The organism is Roseateles sp. AC306 (assembly GCF_979253795.1).
In genome coordinates, this window is record NZ_CEEDEB010000005.1 from 39,212 (window position 1) to 54,424 (window position 15,213).

Annotated in this window: 11 protein-coding genes; 3 read left to right on the forward strand and 8 right to left on the reverse strand. The window is 68.5% G+C overall.

Annotated features, from left to right (window positions below):
* Positions 1-5 precede the first annotated feature (5 nt).
* Both AC0IZJ_RS12395 and AC0IZJ_RS12400 read right to left on the reverse strand, forming a co-directional pair.
* The gene (locus AC0IZJ_RS12395; RefSeq protein WP_471850077.1) at positions 6-1,022 is read right to left on the reverse strand and encodes a sensor domain-containing diguanylate cyclase; all 1,017 of its coding nucleotides are present in this window, start codon (positions 1,020-1,022) and stop codon (positions 6-8) included.
* Between the two features lie 31 nt (positions 1,023-1,053).
* Entirely contained in the window at positions 1,054-1,524 is a 471-nt protein-coding gene (locus AC0IZJ_RS12400) for an Lrp/AsnC family transcriptional regulator (protein WP_471850079.1), read from the reverse strand.
* 108 nt (positions 1,525-1,632) lie between these two features.
* On the opposite strand from AC0IZJ_RS12400, the gene AC0IZJ_RS12405 reads away from it, so the two are divergent.
* Entirely contained in the window at positions 1,633-5,169 is a 3,537-nt protein-coding gene (locus AC0IZJ_RS12405) for an indolepyruvate ferredoxin oxidoreductase family protein (protein WP_471850081.1), read from the forward strand.
* Between the two features lie 36 nt (positions 5,170-5,205).
* On the opposite strand, the gene AC0IZJ_RS12410 is transcribed toward AC0IZJ_RS12405, so the two are convergent.
* Complete coding sequence (locus tag AC0IZJ_RS12410; RefSeq protein ID WP_471850083.1) at positions 5,206-5,820, reverse strand: hypothetical protein; 615 nt, start codon at positions 5,818-5,820, stop codon at positions 5,206-5,208.
* 249 nt (positions 5,821-6,069) lie between these two features.
* Between AC0IZJ_RS12410 and AC0IZJ_RS12415 the strand changes: the two genes are divergently transcribed.
* On the forward strand, positions 6,070-6,624 hold the full coding sequence (locus AC0IZJ_RS12415) for a pyridoxamine 5'-phosphate oxidase family protein (RefSeq protein ID WP_471850085.1): 555 nt from the start codon (positions 6,070-6,072) through the stop codon (positions 6,622-6,624).
* A gap of 9 nt (positions 6,625-6,633) precedes the next feature.
* Here AC0IZJ_RS12415 and AC0IZJ_RS12420 read toward each other — a convergent pair whose 3' ends face one another.
* Both AC0IZJ_RS12420 and AC0IZJ_RS12425 read right to left on the reverse strand, forming a co-directional pair.
* Positions 6,634-7,188: a hypothetical protein gene (locus AC0IZJ_RS12420; RefSeq protein ID WP_471850087.1), complete on the reverse strand. Its 555-nt coding sequence runs from the start codon at positions 7,186-7,188 to the stop codon at positions 6,634-6,636.
* Between the two features lie 24 nt (positions 7,189-7,212).
* Positions 7,213-7,758, reverse strand: a complete 546-nt coding sequence (locus AC0IZJ_RS12425; protein WP_471850089.1) for a DinB family protein — start codon at positions 7,756-7,758, stop codon at positions 7,213-7,215.
* A gap of 134 nt (positions 7,759-7,892) precedes the next feature.
* Here AC0IZJ_RS12425 and AC0IZJ_RS12430 point away from each other — a divergent pair, with 134 nt between their 5' ends.
* On the forward strand, positions 7,893-10,571 hold the full coding sequence (locus AC0IZJ_RS12430) for a sensor domain-containing diguanylate cyclase (RefSeq protein ID WP_471850091.1): 2,679 nt from the start codon (positions 7,893-7,895) through the stop codon (positions 10,569-10,571).
* A gap of 73 nt (positions 10,572-10,644) precedes the next feature.
* Here AC0IZJ_RS12430 and AC0IZJ_RS12435 read toward each other — a convergent pair whose 3' ends face one another.
* The 3 genes from AC0IZJ_RS12435 to AC0IZJ_RS12445 form a co-directional block, all read right to left on the reverse strand.
* A complete protein-coding gene (locus tag AC0IZJ_RS12435; RefSeq protein ID WP_471850093.1) occupies positions 10,645-11,619 on the reverse strand; it encodes a transglutaminase family protein in 975 nt (324 codons plus the stop codon).
* Complete coding sequence (locus tag AC0IZJ_RS12440; RefSeq protein WP_471850095.1) at positions 11,616-14,264, reverse strand: circularly permuted type 2 ATP-grasp protein; 2,649 nt, start codon at positions 14,262-14,264, stop codon at positions 11,616-11,618. The genes AC0IZJ_RS12435 and AC0IZJ_RS12440 overlap by 4 nt, the downstream gene beginning before the upstream one ends.
* A 99-nt stretch (positions 14,265-14,363) precedes the next feature.
* Positions 14,364-15,209: an alpha/beta fold hydrolase gene (locus tag AC0IZJ_RS12445; RefSeq protein WP_471850097.1), complete on the reverse strand. Its 846-nt coding sequence runs from the start codon at positions 15,207-15,209 to the stop codon at positions 14,364-14,366.
* Between the last annotated feature and the right edge of the window lie 4 nt (positions 15,210-15,213).

Here is a 15,213-nt window from a genome sequence, read left to right on the forward strand (position 1 = left end):
CCGGTTCAGTGCTGCGCCGCCTTCCGGCGCTCCAGCTTGACGCGATACATCGCCGCGTCTGACTGGCGCAGCACCTCCTCGAGGCTGGCGCACTGCGGGTCCAGGCAGGCCACGCCGACGCTGGCGCCTTCATAGTCCACCGTCGCCGAACCGGCCGCATAACTGCCGACGGTGGCGGCCGCCAGCCGCTGGCGCATCAGCCGAGCGGCGCTGGCGCCATCGTCCCCGAGCCTGGGGCCGAGGCCGACGACGACGAACTCGTCGCCACCCATGCGGGCCAGCACGTCACCCGTGCGCAGGCCAGCCTGCAGCCGGTGGGCGATGGTGCGCAGGAACTCGTCGCCGGCATCGTGGCCATGGCTGTCATTGACCTGCTTGAAGCCATCCAGGTCGATGGCGCCGGCCAGCAGCCAGCTGCCGGTCCGGTGGGCGAGCGAGTTCAGGCGGGCCAACTCCTCCATCAGCGCGCGGCGGTTCATGAGGCCCGTCAGCGGGTCGGTCATGGCCTGCGTCTTGAGTTCGGCATTGGCCTGCTGCAACTGTTCGACCAGGCGTTCACGCGCGACGTGCTGCTCGATGAGGCGGGCGAACAGGCGCAGCACATGCCCGGCCTCGGGCGTCATGGGCCGGCGCTGCGAACTGGCTGCGCACAGCGTGCCGTAGAGAGCGCCATCGTCGGTACGCACCGGCGTGCTGACATAGGTCTGGATGCCCAGGTCGCGCGCCGCACCGGAGTCGCCCCAGATGGCGCCGACGTCGTCGGTGAAAGGCCGGTTCTCGTCCAGCGCGCGCTTGCACAGCGTGTCGCCCCAGGGAACTGACAAGCCCTCGGGGATCTGCAGGTCGCGCGAGTTGCGGGCATACATGACGCGCTGCAGGCCCTCGGCCAGGTCGACAGTGGTCAGGTAGGTCGACTCCAGACCGGTCACGGCCTCCAGCATCTCCAGCAGCGGCCGGGCCAGGTCCTCCAACGTGCGGGCGTGATTGACGGAATCCGAGAGCTGGGCGAAGAAGGAGTCCATGGGCAGCGGGCGGCAATGCGACCGCGCGAGGTTAGCCCACCGGCAGCGCGGTTTCGTACTTGACCTCGCGCAACACCACGTTGCTGCGCACGCTGCTGACGCCGGGCAGCTTGAAGATGTGCTGCTGCAGGAAAAGGTCGTAAGCCTTCATGTCGGCCGCCACGACTTTGATGACGTAGTCGGCCTCGCCGGTGATGGCATGGCATTCGATGATCTCGCGCCGCGTGCTCACCAAGCGCTCGAACTGTTCAACCGCGCCTTCGGTGTGCCGCAACAGGCTGACGTTGGCCAGCACGAGGATGGACAAGCCGACCTTTTCGCGGTCCACCAGCACGACCTGACCCCGGATGACGCCGCGGTCCTCCAGCTCCTTCACACGCCGCCACACCGGCGTGGCCGACAGGCCCACCTTCTCGGCCAGGGCCTGGGTGGACAGGCGGGCGTCGGCCTGCAGAGCTTCGAGGATCTGCAGGCTGACGCGGTCGAAGTCGTTTATTTCCATATGCAGTACCTTTGGAGAAGAATCATCTCATTCGCCCGGCCACAAACCGGCATTGAGGCAAGTTCTTCCGGCCATGCGGAGAAAGAATTTCCGCCCCAGGAGGCTCCGATGTCAGACACCCCAACGCTTCGTTCCTACCAGCTCAGCGACAACCTCGCGGCGGACAGCGGCGCGGTCTTCCTGACCGGCACGCAGGCCCTGGTGCGGCTGCTGCTCGCACAGAAGAAGCAGGACGAACGCGCCGGCCTGAAGACGGCCGGCTTCGTCTCGGGCTACCGCGGCTCGCCGCTGGGCATGGTGGACCAGCAGCTGTGGAAGGCCAAGAAGTTCCTGGCCGCCGCCCACGTCGAGTTCCTGCCGGCGATCAACGAAGACCTGGCCGCCACGGCCTGCCTGGGCGTGCAGCGCGTGGCGCTGGACCCGCAGCGCACCGTCGATGGCGTGTTCGCGATGTGGTACGGCAAGGGGCCAGGTGTTGACCGCTCGGGCGACGCGCTCAAGCACGGCAATGTCTACGGCACCAGCAAGCAAGGTGGCGTGCTGGTCGTCTGCGGGGACGACCACGGCTGCGTGTCCAGCAGCACGCCGCACCAGAGCGACCAGGCCCTGCAGGCCTGGAGCATTCCGCTGGTGCACCCGGCGAATGTGGCGGAGTACCTGGAGTTCGGCCTCTACGGCTGGGCGCTGTCCCGCTTCTCGGGCGCATGGGTCGGCTTCAAGGCTATTTCGGAGGTTGTCGAGAGCGGCATGACGGTGGACCTGGACGCCGTGGCGCTGGACTTCGAGCACGCCGTCGATTTCGAGGCACCGACCGACCTGCACATCCGCTCAGTTGACCTGCCGTCGCTGGAGCTGGAGTCGCGTTTGGCGCACAAGCTCGACGCGGTGAAGGCCTTCGCCAAGGTCAATAGCATCGACAAGCACATCGTCACCAGCCCGGCCGCCACGCTGGGCATCGTCACCGTGGGCAAGGCGCACTACGACTTCATGGAAGTGTTGCGCCGGCTCGACCTGGACCCCAACGCGCTGGCTGCGGCCGGCGTGCGCGTCTACAAGGTGGGCCTGGTCTTCCCGCTGGAGCCGACGCGCATCGTCGAGTTCTGCAGCAACCTCACCGACGTGCTGGTCATCGAGGAGAAGGGCCCGGTCGTCGAGCGACAGATCAAGGAGCTGCTCTACCACCTGCCCGACTTCCAGCGCCCGCGCGTCGTCGGCAAGACGGATGAAAACGGCGCGGCCGTGCTGAGCGCCCTGGGCGAGCTGCGCCCCAGCCGCATCATGGGCACGGTGGCCGACTGGCTGGCGCGGCTCAATCCCGCGCTGGACCGGCGCCATCTCGTTGTCGACTTCCTCACACCCTGCCTGCTCAGCAACGCGGCCGATGGCGTGCGCCGCCAGCCCTACTTCTGCTCGGGCTGCCCGCACAACACGTCGACGAAACTGCCCGAAGGCTCGCGAGCGCTGGCCGGCATCGGCTGCCACTTCATGGCGAGCTGGATGGAGCGCGGCACGTCCGGCCTCATCCAGATGGGCGCCGAAGGCGTGGACTGGGCGGCGCACTCGCGCTTCACGACCGAGAAGCATGTCTTCCAGAACCTGGGCGACGGCACCTACTACCACTCGGGCTATCTGGCCATCCGTCAGGCCATCGCGGCCAAGACCAATATCACCTACAAGATTTTGTATAACGACGCGGTTGCGATGACCGGTGGCCAGCCGGTGGACGGCCAGACCAGCGTGCCGCAGATCGCCCGACAGGTCGAAGCCGAAGGCGTCAAGCGCCTCGTCGTGGTGTCCGACGAGATCGGCAAATACGACGGCCATCACGGCCTCTTCCCCACCGGCACGACCTTCCACGACCGCAGCGCGATGGACGCGGTGCAGCGCGAGCTGCGCGAGATCGAAGGCGTGACGGTGCTGATCTACGACCAGACCTGCGCCGCCGAGAAGCGCCGCCGCCGCAAGAAGAAGGAATTCGCTGACCCTCCCAAGCGCATCTTCATCAACGAGGCCGTCTGCGAAGGCTGCGGCGACTGCGGTGTGGCCAGCAACTGCCTGAGCGTCGTGCCGGTCGAGACCGACTGGGGCCGCAAGCGCGCCATCGAGCAATCCAGCTGCAACAAGGACTTCAGCTGCGTGAACGGCTTCTGCCCGAGCTTCGTGTCCGTGCACGAGCCGGTGTTGAGGAAGAAGGCCGGTGCCAGCTACACGGCGCAGGACCTGGCGCGCGAGATGGCCGCCATCCAGCCACCTGCGAGCTGGCAGTGGACCGGGCCATTCGACATGCTCGTCACCGGCGTCGGTGGCACCGGCGTCGTCACGGTCGGTGCGCTGGTGACCATGGCCGCCCACCTCGAAGGCAAGCAGGCCTCGGTGCTGGATTTCATGGGCTTTGCGCAGAAGGGCGGCGCGGTGCTGAGCTTCGTGCGCGTGGCGCCCACGCTGGACCTGCTCAACCAGGTGCGCATCGACACCCAGCAGGCCGACGTGCTGCTGGCCTGCGACATGGTCGTCGGCGCCTCGCCCGATGCGCTGGGCACAGTGAAGGCGGGCCGCACCGTCATCCTCGCCAACACGCATGAGCTGCCGACCGCCAGCTTCGTGCGCAACCCCGATGCATCGCTGCAAGGCGGCTCGCTGCTGGCCAAGATGAAGTTCGCCGTCGGCGAGCAGGGCGAGCTGGCCACCATCGACGCGCAGGACATCTCGCAGCGCCTGATGGGCGACACGCTGCCCAGCAACATCATCATGCTCGGCGCCTGCTGGCAGCGCGGCCTCATCCCCGTCACCGAAGCGGCGCTGATGCGTGCCATCGAGCTGAACGGCGTGGCCGTCGAAGCCAACAAGACCGCCTTCGCGCTGGGGCGCCTGGCCATCGCTGCGCCCGACGCCATTGCGAGACTGGCCGGCGACGTCAACGTCGTCAGGCTCTTGAATTTCGACCAGCTCGACGGCCCTGAAGGGCTGATCGAGCGGCGCGCAAGCTTCCTGACCGACTACCAGGATGCGGCCTACGCGGCTCGCTACCGCGCGCTGGTCGACCGTGTGCGAGCGGCGGAGTCCGGGCTCGGCAAAGGCCAGCGCCTGACGCAGGCCGTGGCCCGCTACTACGCCAAGCTGCTGGCCATCAAGGACGAATACGAGGTTGCCCGGCTCTACACCGATGGCCGCTTCGAGGCGGCCATGAAGGATCAGTTCGAGAACTGGGAGCGCCTGTCCTTCCACCTCGCCCCGCCGCTGATCTCGCGCCCGGGCGCCGATGGTCGTGCGAAGAAGATCGAACTGGGCAGCTGGACCTTCACCGCGTTCAAGTGGCTGGCCAGGTTCAAGGGCCTTCGCGGCACGGCGTTGGACATCTTCGGCAAGACCGAGGAACGTCGCATGGAGCGGCAGTTGATTGCCGACTACGAGGCATTGATAAGCGACATCCTCGCTTCACTGACGGCCGACAACCTGAACACCGCCGTCGAGCTGGCCCGCCTGCCCGAGAAAATCCGCGGCTACGGGCATGTGAAGCACGCCAATGTCGTGGCCGTGAAGAAGCAATGGCACACGCTGCTTGACCAGTTCCATGGCCGCGCGGCGGCGGTGACGGCGCGACCTGTGGCGATGCCGGTGCGCGTCAAGGGTGTGGCGGAGCTATGAAAAGGGCGGGGCCAATGCCCGCGCCCACCGCATTACTCAACGCCGACGTCGACGCGCGGCTGCCGCAATCAGTGGAAGGCTGCCAATCAACAGCATGCCAGTTGGCAGTTCGGGGACCGGTGCAGCAACCGCGCGGAATGCAAACGCCTCGTTGTAGCTCTGAGGTGCGTGAGCGCCAAACATCGCATCACGCGTGAAGTTCACGAATGCATAGTCAGTGATGTTGTTTTCCTTGCGCATCTGGAAGACGGATCGTCCATCAAACGATTTCAGGATCAGCGCGACGCCGCTGAACTCGTCGGGTGTGAACAGCCCTAGCTTCAACCTACCGCTATCCGCATCGAACACGGCGGAAGCCCCCGTTCCGGTCAGGTTCAATGACCAACTTGCATTGCTGCTGTCCAGTGTGACGAGCACGCCGCTAGCGTTGGTCAACACGGCGCTGAAGCTTGTGCCATTCAGGAACTGCGCAATGGCCGTCGGCGTCGTGAACGTGCCAGTGACAGACGTAGAGATCGCGACCGAGGCCCCCGTGACGCCCATGTAGGAAAACGGGTAAAACGAAACGTCATAGGTGGTCGCGCCCGCGAAACATGCGGTGCAGGCAAGACTGGCACCTGCGACCCACGATCGAACGAAATTAGCTTGCATAGATACCTCCCTGTTTTGTTGTCCATTCCGGTTCCTACTGCAACCGGCGCACGATTGTCCGCACGAATTTGCGAGCCGTTGCGCACTTTTCGATTGACGCCGCCCCCTCGTTTACGGGGAGCGCCTGTGCTAAGCCCGCTCGTACAAGGAGGACCTGGAGCTGAGTCCTGCGTGCCGGCGGCGCCTGGGCTGACACGCGCTGCGCCGCCCGCCCCATATCTTGGCCACTCCCCCGACCAGGAGCCCGCCATGAACCCCATCCTGAACACCCCTGCTCAAGACCTCACCCCCACCCACCCCGATGCCCACAACGCCGACACCCGCCACGATCTGGCCGGCGGCGATGCGGTCGAGAAGATCCGCGATGTCGTCGACAAGGCTGAAACCTGCTTCCTCGTGACCCACGGCGGCGTGCGGCCCATGGGCGTGCGCCAGTGCGACGAGGACGGCGTGCTCTGGTTCCTCAGCGACAAGCACAGCCACAAGAACGCGCAGATCGAAGCCGATGGCGAAGTCGAGCTCTACTTCCAGGCCTCCGAGCATTCGGGCTTCCTGCACCTCACGGGCCACGCCATCGTGCTGCATGACAAGGCCCTCATCGAGAAGCTCTGGACGCCGCTGGCCCGCGTGTGGTTCCATGAGGGCAAGGACGATCCCTGCATCAGCGTCATCCGCGTGCGGCCCACGCAGGGCCAGTACTGGGACAACAAGCACGGCGACGCCGTGGCCGGCGTGAAGATGCTGATCGGCGCCGCCCTGGGCAAGCAGTTCGACGACGGCGAGATCGGCAACCTGCGCCCCTGACGGAGGACGTCAGCGGGTCAAGGCGCCTCTGCCAAACACCCCGTTCGCCGAAGGGGTTAGCGCCTCGCCGCGATCAGCGGCCGCCAGATGCCGTTCTATCTCTGCCACCCAGGCATCGTCCGGCAGCGCGAGACCGAACTCGATCAGCACATCGGACAACAACCGTTCGGTCTCGGGCGGTGGCGCTTGCGAGCTCAGGCGGGCCATGCAATGCGAGAGCGCGAGCTCCCATTCGCCTTGGGCGCTGAGTGCCTGGACGGCAGTGGCTGTCGCAGCCGGGAGCAGGGGCGCCACCAGGGCGAAGACAGCGTCGAATCGCTGCTGCGGCGCGTAGTTCGGTCCTTCAGCAAAACGCGCGACAACACCGAGCGACGCCAGCTGAAGGATCAGCCGTCTGGCTGCGGGGGCGGAAGCGGCGCTGACAGTCGGGCGCTTGCGCGCCAGCAGCGCGTCCGTCTTCGCCTGGGCGGCCGCGAGGCCGAGCTCGCACGAGGCCTGCAATGCCCGTGTGCAACTGACTTTCTGCATGCCAGGCTTCCAGCTGACCAGTTCGACCTTCTGCATGATCAACGCCTCCTAACCCCTAAATTACACAGGCTCGTCCCATCCGAGCGCCAGCATGTCCCCGCCGCGATGCACCTTGTCTCCCAGCATGATGAAGTCATCCAGCTGCGGCGGCTTCACCGCGGTACCGGCCAGCATGGCGTGGGCCTGGCCGCGGTGGTGGGTCTGGTGCATGAAGAGGTGGGCCAGCACCCGCCACACGGGCTCGCGCGGGCCGGCCTCGATGCCGGCGCCGCGGTCAAAGGCGACGATGCGGTCCTCGTCACCCGGCTGCAGGGCCGAGCAGACGGCGATCAGCTGCTCATCGCTTTCGTCCTGCCTCATGGCCAGCTCGGCCGCCGTCCCGGCCGGCACATAACCCGCCCAGACGTGGCGCATGCGCTCGTCGCCCTGCAGGGCGGCGATGTAATAGTGGTCCACATTCAGCACATGGTTCAACGTCAACGCCAGGCTGGGAAAGAAGCTGGTGCGCGGCGCGTGGAATTCAACATCCGACAGCGTTGCCACCGCACCCAGCAGGCGGTGATTGGCGAGGCGGTTGGCCCGCGCCTGGGTCAGGAACATCTTCATGGCTGGAGATTGTGCGCGGCGGGGCACCGCGCGGGGCTGACGTGGCCGCGCGGACATGCTTCAATCAGCAAGCACCCAACGCCGAAGAAACGAGAGAACGCTTGCGTATCGGAGACGCCTATACCGGGCCCGAGATGGCCAGCCCCACCGCCTGGATCGCGGCGGCGGTGGTGCTGTCCATCGGCCTGGCGCTGACGGCAGCAGGGGTCATATGGAAGCAGCGCGCGGCCGGCACCGAGGCACATGCCCAGCAGGAACGTCAGGTGGAGCGCCTGCAGTCCGACCTCGTCAAGCGGCTGACCATGCCCGTCTATGGCCTCAAGGGCGCCCGCGGCACGCTGGCCGCGCTGGAGGGCAAGTTCAGCCGTCAGGCCTTTGACGCCTATGTCGAGTCGCGTGACCTGGCCAAAGAGTTCCCCGGCGTGCGCGGCTTCGGCTTCATCGAGCGGGTGGAGCGCCGCAACCTGGACCGCTTCGTCGCCGAGCGCCAGCGCGAAGGCGCGACCGAGTTCCGGGTGCATCACACGGGCCAGGACTCGACCCTCTACGTCGTCACGCAGGTCTCGCCGTTCTCGCGCAACTTTGCGGCCTGGGGCCAGGATTCGGGCGCCGACCCGATACGCCGCCAGGCCATCGAGCAGGCCGTCGACAGCGGCGAGCCGACGCTCTCCAGCATCGTGCGCCTGGTGCAGGACCCGCTGAAGGGCCCGGGCTTCGTGCTGCTGGTGCCGGTCTACCGGGAGGGGCATGACCCAGGCTCGCCGGACCAGCGCCGCGCATCCTTGCAAGGCCTGCTCTACGCACCGCTCGTGGTCAACGACCTGCTGCGCGACGTGGCCGAGCCGGTGTCGTCGCAACTCGACCTCAAGCTGTCGGTGCGCATGCCCGACGGCGCGTTCGGTCCCTTGCTGGTCACGCGCGACGGCAAGGCGTTGACGCCGGCCGATGCGGAGCAGGACACGCTGGCCGAGTCCGCCACCGCCGAATCCGTCCACTTCACGGTCGCCGGCCGGGAGTTCCGCCTCGATTCCGCATTGACGCAGGAGGCGAGCATGCGGCTGCTGGGCCTGTCCGGCATCGGCATGGAGCTGGGCGGCGCGCTGCTGAGCCTGCTGCTGGCCCTGACGGTCTATCTGCTGGCCGCGGGCCGCGCGCGCGCCGAGCAGATGGCACGCGGCATGACGGCCGACCTCACCCGGCTGGCTGCGGTGGCCAGCCACACCACCAACGCGGTCATGATCACCGACCCCGAGCGACGCATCACCTGGGTGAACGAGGGCTTCACGCGCACCAGCGGCTACACGCCGGCCGAAGCCATCGGCCGGCGGCCCCGCGAACTGCTGCACTCCGAGCTGACCGACGAGGGCACCGTGCAAGGCATGAGCGAGGCGATGAACGTCGGCCTGGGTTGTCAGGTGGAACTGGTGCAGCGCGCCAAGGACGGCCGCGACTACTGGGTCGACATCGAGGCCCAGCCCCTGCAAGGCGACAGCGGCGAGCTGAGCGGCTTCCTCTTCATCGCCTCCGACATCACCGCACGCAAGACCCTGCAGGCCCAGGCCGACGAGGCGCGCCAGAGCCTGCTGGACCTGTACGACAACGCCCCCTGCGCCTACTACGCGCTGGATGCCCAGGGCCGCTTCCTGCAGATCAACGCCCTGGGCCTGAAGTGGCTGGGCTGCACGGCCGACGAGCTGATCGGCAGCGCCAGCCCGCGTGACTTCTTCAGCCCCGAAAGCCAGGCGCTGTTCGATGACACCTTTCCCCGCTTCAAACGGGAGGGCCGCATCTCGGAGCTGGAGTTCGACATCAAGGGTCGCCATGGCGAGGCGCGGCGCGTCAGCCTGTCGGCGACAGCGGTCTACGCCGCCGATGGCAGCTATGTACGCAGCCGCTCGGTGATGTTCGACGTCAGCGAAACCCACCGCATCCGCCAGCAGTTGCACCAGCTCACGCTCGACCAGGAGGCCATGCTGGAGAGCGACCTCGTCGGCATCGCCAAGCTCAGGGACCGGCGCATTTCCTGGCGCAACCATGCGCTGGAGCGCATGTTCGGCTTCAGCGAGGGCGAACTGCTCGGCGTACCGGTGCGCGACCTTCACATCGACGCCGCCGGCTACGAGACGATGGGCGCTTTGGCCTACCCGCAGATGCGCTCAGGCGGGCGCTTCCGCACGCAGCTGCAGATGCGCCGCAAGGACGGCGCGCTGATCTGGGTGGACCTGGCCGGCGTGGAACTGCCGGGCAGCGGTGGCGAGTCCCTTTGGATGATGGTGGACATCACCCAGAGCAAGGCGCACGAGGCTCGCATGGAGCATGCCGCCCTGCACGACGCACTGACCGGCCTGCCCAACCGCCTGCTGCTGGCCGACCGCCTCAAGCAGGCCATCCACAGCGCCGAGCGCAGCGGCCATGTCTTTGCGCTGGCCTATCTGGACCTGAACGGCTTCAAGCAGGTCAACGACAACCACGGCCACGACGCCGGCGACGAGGTGCTCAAGGCCGTGGCCTTCCGCCTGCACGCCGGCCTGCGCGCCAGCGACACGGTGGCCCGGCTGGGCGGCGACGAGTTCGTCGTGCTGCTCTCCCCCGCCCAGGCGCCGGCCGAGGCCGAGCCGGTGCTGAACCGCCTGCTGGACGCGCTGGCCCAACCCATCACGCTGAGCGGCGGCGCTCAGGTGAGCGTGGGCAGCAGCCTGGGCCTGGCCCACTACCCCGGCGACGGCCGCACGCCCGATGAGCTGATGCGCCATGCCGACGAGGCCATGTTCGCCAACAAACGGGCCGGGCGCTCGCGGGTGCTGACGCGCTAGCCGGCAAGGCGACAGGCCAGCCTCGAAAGCGAGCCAGGCGCGGCATGCGCCGTTGCCGGCCAGCGGCCGGCTGTCAGCTTCCTTGCGACTGCGATTGCGACTGCGATTGCGCCGGCGAACTCTGTGCTGCCACCGGTTCCACGCTGACGCTGACCTTCAACGTCGCCACGCCCCCGCCCCGCAGCACGCCGCGCAGCGGCGCCACGTCGCCGTAGTCGCGGCCCCAGGCGAGCGTGACGTGGTCCAGGCCTGCGGGCACGTCGTTGGTCGGGTCCAGCGCCAGCCAGCCCTGCTCGGGGCACCAGATCTCGGCCCAGGCATGCGAAGCATCGGCGCCGACCAGCTTGGTCTGGCCCGGTGCCGGCCGCGTCAGCAGATAGCCCGACACGTAGCGCGCCGCCAGACCCAGCGCGCGGCAGGCGGCGATGAAGACGTGGGCGAAGTCCTGGCAGACGCCGCTGCGCTGCGCGAGTGCGTCGGCGGCGCGCGTGGCCACCGTCGTGCTGTGCGGCCGGTAGCGCAGGTCGGTGTGGATCTGATGCATCAGCGCCAGCCCGCCCGCAGCCAGCGTGCGGCCGGTGGAGAAGGCGCGGCGGCCGTAGGCAGCCAGCGTCTCGTCGGGCGCGGCGTAGGTGGAGGCAAGCGCGAACTCATCGGCCTCCTGCAGTGCCCGCCCGGCGCGGTAGCGCAGGCTGCGCGCCACGGCCTCCCAGGCGGGGCCACGCACGGGGTCGGGCGCGGCCCGCTCCTCGAGCTCGGCCACGAAGCGGCTGTCGACGACGAGCTTTTCATGCACACGTGCATGGCCGAAGCTCAGGTGGCGGTTGCCCCAGGGGTCGCGGCGCAGGTGGCGCGCCAGTTCGCCGGCGTCAAGCTCCAGGCCCTCCACGCCCCAGCCGTCCGGCAGCGGGTCGATGTTGAGCCGCCAGCCGTGAATGGCCTGCCAGGCAGTGTTCTGCGGCGCCAGGCAGGCGGCGTGGTGCGCCCATTCCACCGAATCGTCGTAGGTGTATTCGGTGATGTGATGGACCGCGAGCTGAACCGTCATTGCCAAACTCTCTGCTCGTCGCCGATGACATGGGCAAAGTAGCGCTGGCTGATGAGGCTGGACAGCTCGCCCGCCTGGTGCGCGGCGCGCTTGAGGTGCTCGACGAGGGCCGGCCCGGGCGCGGCAAGCTCGGCCAGCGGCCAGGCCTCGGGCACGGGCAGCTCGGCGGCGATGTCTGCGGCCCAGCCCGGGTCGTGGCGGGCCAGCTTGGCGAAGCGGTCGCGCAGCGTGCGCGCCACCCAGGCCAGCGAGCGCGGGTTGTCGGTGTTGTGCACGAGCAGATGCAGCAGCGGTGGTGCTTCACGGCGCGCCTGGAACTGGGCGCGGTAGGTGATGGTGGAGTCGAACACGCCGAGCAGCAGCGCGAAGCCGTCCTCGGTCAAGGCGAGGTTCTGCTTGAAGACCTCCGCCAACACCTCGGCATGGAAGGACAGGCGCTCGACCTGGCGGCCGATGGACAGCAGCCGCCAGCCGTCGTCGCGCGTCATGCGGTCGGTCTGGGCGCCGGTGATGGCGGCGAGGTGGGTGTCGGCGCGGGCCAGCACGTTGAGCACATCGGTCACCGGGGTGGCGGTGCCGGGGCGGTCGAGCACGGCGCGCAGATGCTGCTCGAACTGCGCCGCCGCCTCGTGGATGAGGCGCCAGGCCTCGGGCGACAGGCGTTCGCGCAGCGACTGGGCGCAGCCCAGCAGGGCACGCAGGTTCCAGCCGACGCTGTGGACGGGCGAGCTGGGCAGCAGCGCCGCCAGCAGTGCGCGCTCGAAGCCGCGCGGGTCGTCCTGGGCATGCGGCGCGCTGGCGCCAACGAGGCCGTGACGACGCGCGAGGACATCCAGCAGCGGCAGCATGGGCGGCGGCATGGCGCCGCGCTGCACCATGACGCTGGCCTCGATGACATGACGCGCGAGGCGGGCGCTGTTCTCGGCGCGCTCGGTGTAGCGGCCGAGCCAGAACAGGTTCTCGGCGGCGCGGCTGGTGACGGTCCAGTGCACGTCGCGCAGGTCGGTGGCGAGCAGGGGCTGGGACAGCAGCGAGGTGGAATCGACCTCGCCGTCGGTCATGACCCAGGTGTCGGCACTCAGGGAGCCGCGCTGGATGGACAGCCAGGCGTCGGCCAGCGGGTCGCGCCTGGGCGCCACGCGGGTGAGGCCGCCGGGCAGCACGGTCCAGCCGCCCTTGCCGTCGGTCATGGCGAAGACGCGCAGCACGGCGACGCGCGGCTCCAGGGCGCCGCGCACCCAGACCGGCTGCTTGGTGGGCTTGACGCGCGCCTGCAGCGTGTAGGCCGTGGGGTTGGCGTCGATGCGCGCGGCCAGGGCGCGCAGTTCGTCTTCACCGAGTTCAGCGGCGACGACGGGGGCAAAGTGCTGGGTCGTGCTGCTGGCCGAGAAGGTGGGCACGACGACGAACTCGGCCAGACGCGGCCGCAGCGCGCGCCAGGCGCTTTCCTCGCCGCACCACCAGCTCTGGATGGCCGGCAGCAGCAGCTCCTCGCCCAGCAGGCTCTCGGCCACGCCGGGCCAGAAGGCGGCGAGGCCGGGGCTTTCCAGCCAGCCGGCACCGGGTGAGTTGGCGATGACGACCTCGCCCGCGCGCGCGGACTGCAGCAGGCCGGGGACGCCGAGGATGGAGTCGGGGCGCAGTTCCAGCGGGTCCAGCCAAGTGTCGTCAACACGGCGCAGCAGCACATGCACGCGTTCCAGGCCGGCCAGCGTCTTCAGGTAGACCTTGTCGGCGCGCACCGTCAGGTCGGCGCCCTCCACCAGCGTGATGCCGAGATAACGCGCGAGGAAGGCCTGCTCGAAATAGGTCTCGTTGCGCGGCCCCGGCGTCAGCAGCGCCACGCGGCTGCGGTCGCCAGCAGGAGACAGCTTCATCAGCGTGCGGATGAAGTCGCGATAGCTCGCGGCCAGGCGCTGCACGGCCATCTGCCGGAAGGCCTCGGGGAACTGCTGAGCAATGATGAGGCGGTTCTCCAGCACATAGCCCAGGCCCGAGGCGGCCTGGGTACGCTGGCCGACCACCCACCACTTGCCATCGTTGGCGCGTGTCAGGTCGAAGGCCAGCACCTGCAGGTGCACGCCGCCGGCCGGCTTGGCGCCATGCATCACGCGCAGGTATTGCGGGTGGGCCAGCACGAGGGAGGCCGGCAGCAGGCCCTCGCGCAGCAGCTTGCGCTCACCGTAGGTGTCGGCCATGACGGCGTCCAGCAGCCGCGCGCGCTGGGCGATGCCGGCCTCGATGCTGCGCCACTCATCGGGTGAAATGAGCATCGGCAGCAGTTCCAGCGGCCAGTGGCGGGCGAGCGGCGCGCTCTGCTGGCCGTCCTCGCCGGGCAGGGGCGGGCCGTCGCTGTGGACGTTGTAGCTGGCGCCGTCTTCGAGCACGCGGCGCTGCACGCGCAGGGCCTTGGCCGACAACTCCTGCCAGCCGGCCGCACCGCCGGCCGCGAAGAAGCGCTGCCAGCGCTCGGCCAGCCCGGCCTGTGGCTCGCCGGCGCGATTGACCTGGCCGGTCAGTTCGTAGAAGTGGCCATCGCGGCTGCGCAGTGCGGCGGAGGCTGCCTGTACCAGGGGATCGGGCGCGGCGGGCTCGTCCGGCTCATCGGGGAGCAGGCTCCACTGGCTGGGCGTGAGCTCGGACATGGGGGGCGATTTGGGTTGGAACGGGATTGTCAAGCAATGTCCAGGCCCCTTTGGACAGGCAGGGCTGCCGGCCGCCCCTTTTTCTCGACGCGCTCTGGCTCACTGGCTGAGGAAGCGGCGCAGCACGCGCTCGGCGGCGGCCGGATCGTCGCGCCAGGCGCCATGGCCTGCGCGGGAGAAACGCTCGAACTGAACCCATGGCGCGGGCAGCGCGGCAACGATCTCTTCGGCGTCTTCCACCGGCGTGACCGGGTCGTCTTCGCCGGCCATGACGAGCACCGGGCACTGCACCTGCGCCAGGCCCGGCCGCAGGTCCATGCCGGGCAGTTCCATGCGCGTGTGCTCGAACAGGATCTCGGGCTTGAAGATCATCCAGCCACCGGCATCGGGCTTCTTGGGCTTGGTGTTGTAGAGATGGCGGCAGAGCCTCTCGTAAGCCGCCCAGGTGTCCGGCCCGGGCCGCTCCCAGAAGTCGCGCGTGGCCTGCGCCGCGTCGGACCCACCCAGGCGGCCGAAGCGCTCGATCTTGCGTGCCAGGCCGAAATGGTGGGACGTGCTCGACAGCACCACCTTGGCCGGATGCGCCGGGTGGCGGGCCAGGTAGCGCTGCGCGACGAAGCCGCCGAAGCTCTGGCCGAGCACGATGGGTTTGACGATGCCGAGCGCATCGCAGAGCCGCACGACGTCATCGGCAAACACGTCCAGCCGCCATTCCTCGGCGGGCCTGGTGTCGCTGCGGCCGTGGCCGCGCTGGTCGAAATAGACGATCTGGCAGAGATCGACAAAGCGGCTGAAGAAGGGCCGGAAGGCGGTGTGGTCGAAGCCCGGTCCGCCGTGGATAAGGACCAGCGTCGGCTTCTCGCGCAGGCTGCGGCCATCGGGCACATGACCCAGTCCTTCGATGTCGACGAAGAGGCGGACGCCGGGTTGGATTTCGATGTGCATGGAC

Excerpts from the sequence above, each read along its gene's own strand:
- AC0IZJ_RS12395 (WP_471850077.1), bottom strand. The coding sequence starts at position 1,022 with ATGGACTCCTTCTTCGCCCAGCTCTCGGATTCCGTCAATCACGCCCGC.
- AC0IZJ_RS12400 (WP_471850079.1), bottom strand. The coding sequence starts at position 1,524 with ATGGAAATAAACGACTTCGACCGCGTCAGCCTGCAGATCCTCGAAGCT.
- AC0IZJ_RS12405 (WP_471850081.1), top strand. The coding sequence starts at position 1,633 with ATGTCAGACACCCCAACGCTTCGTTCCTACCAGCTCAGCGACAACCTC.
- AC0IZJ_RS12410 (WP_471850083.1), bottom strand. The coding sequence starts at position 5,820 with ATGCAAGCTAATTTCGTTCGATCGTGGGTCGCAGGTGCCAGTCTTGCC.
- AC0IZJ_RS12415 (WP_471850085.1), top strand. The coding sequence starts at position 6,070 with ATGAACCCCATCCTGAACACCCCTGCTCAAGACCTCACCCCCACCCAC.
- AC0IZJ_RS12420 (WP_471850087.1), bottom strand. The coding sequence starts at position 7,188 with ATGCAGAAGGTCGAACTGGTCAGCTGGAAGCCTGGCATGCAGAAAGTC.
- AC0IZJ_RS12425 (WP_471850089.1), bottom strand. The coding sequence starts at position 7,758 with ATGAAGATGTTCCTGACCCAGGCGCGGGCCAACCGCCTCGCCAATCAC.
- AC0IZJ_RS12430 (WP_471850091.1), top strand. The coding sequence starts at position 7,893 with ATGGCCAGCCCCACCGCCTGGATCGCGGCGGCGGTGGTGCTGTCCATC.
- AC0IZJ_RS12435 (WP_471850093.1), bottom strand. The coding sequence starts at position 11,619 with ATGACGGTTCAGCTCGCGGTCCATCACATCACCGAATACACCTACGAC.
- AC0IZJ_RS12440 (WP_471850095.1), bottom strand. The coding sequence starts at position 14,264 with ATGTCCGAGCTCACGCCCAGCCAGTGGAGCCTGCTCCCCGATGAGCCG.
- AC0IZJ_RS12445 (WP_471850097.1), bottom strand. The coding sequence starts at position 15,209 with ATGCACATCGAAATCCAACCCGGCGTCCGCCTCTTCGTCGACATCGAA.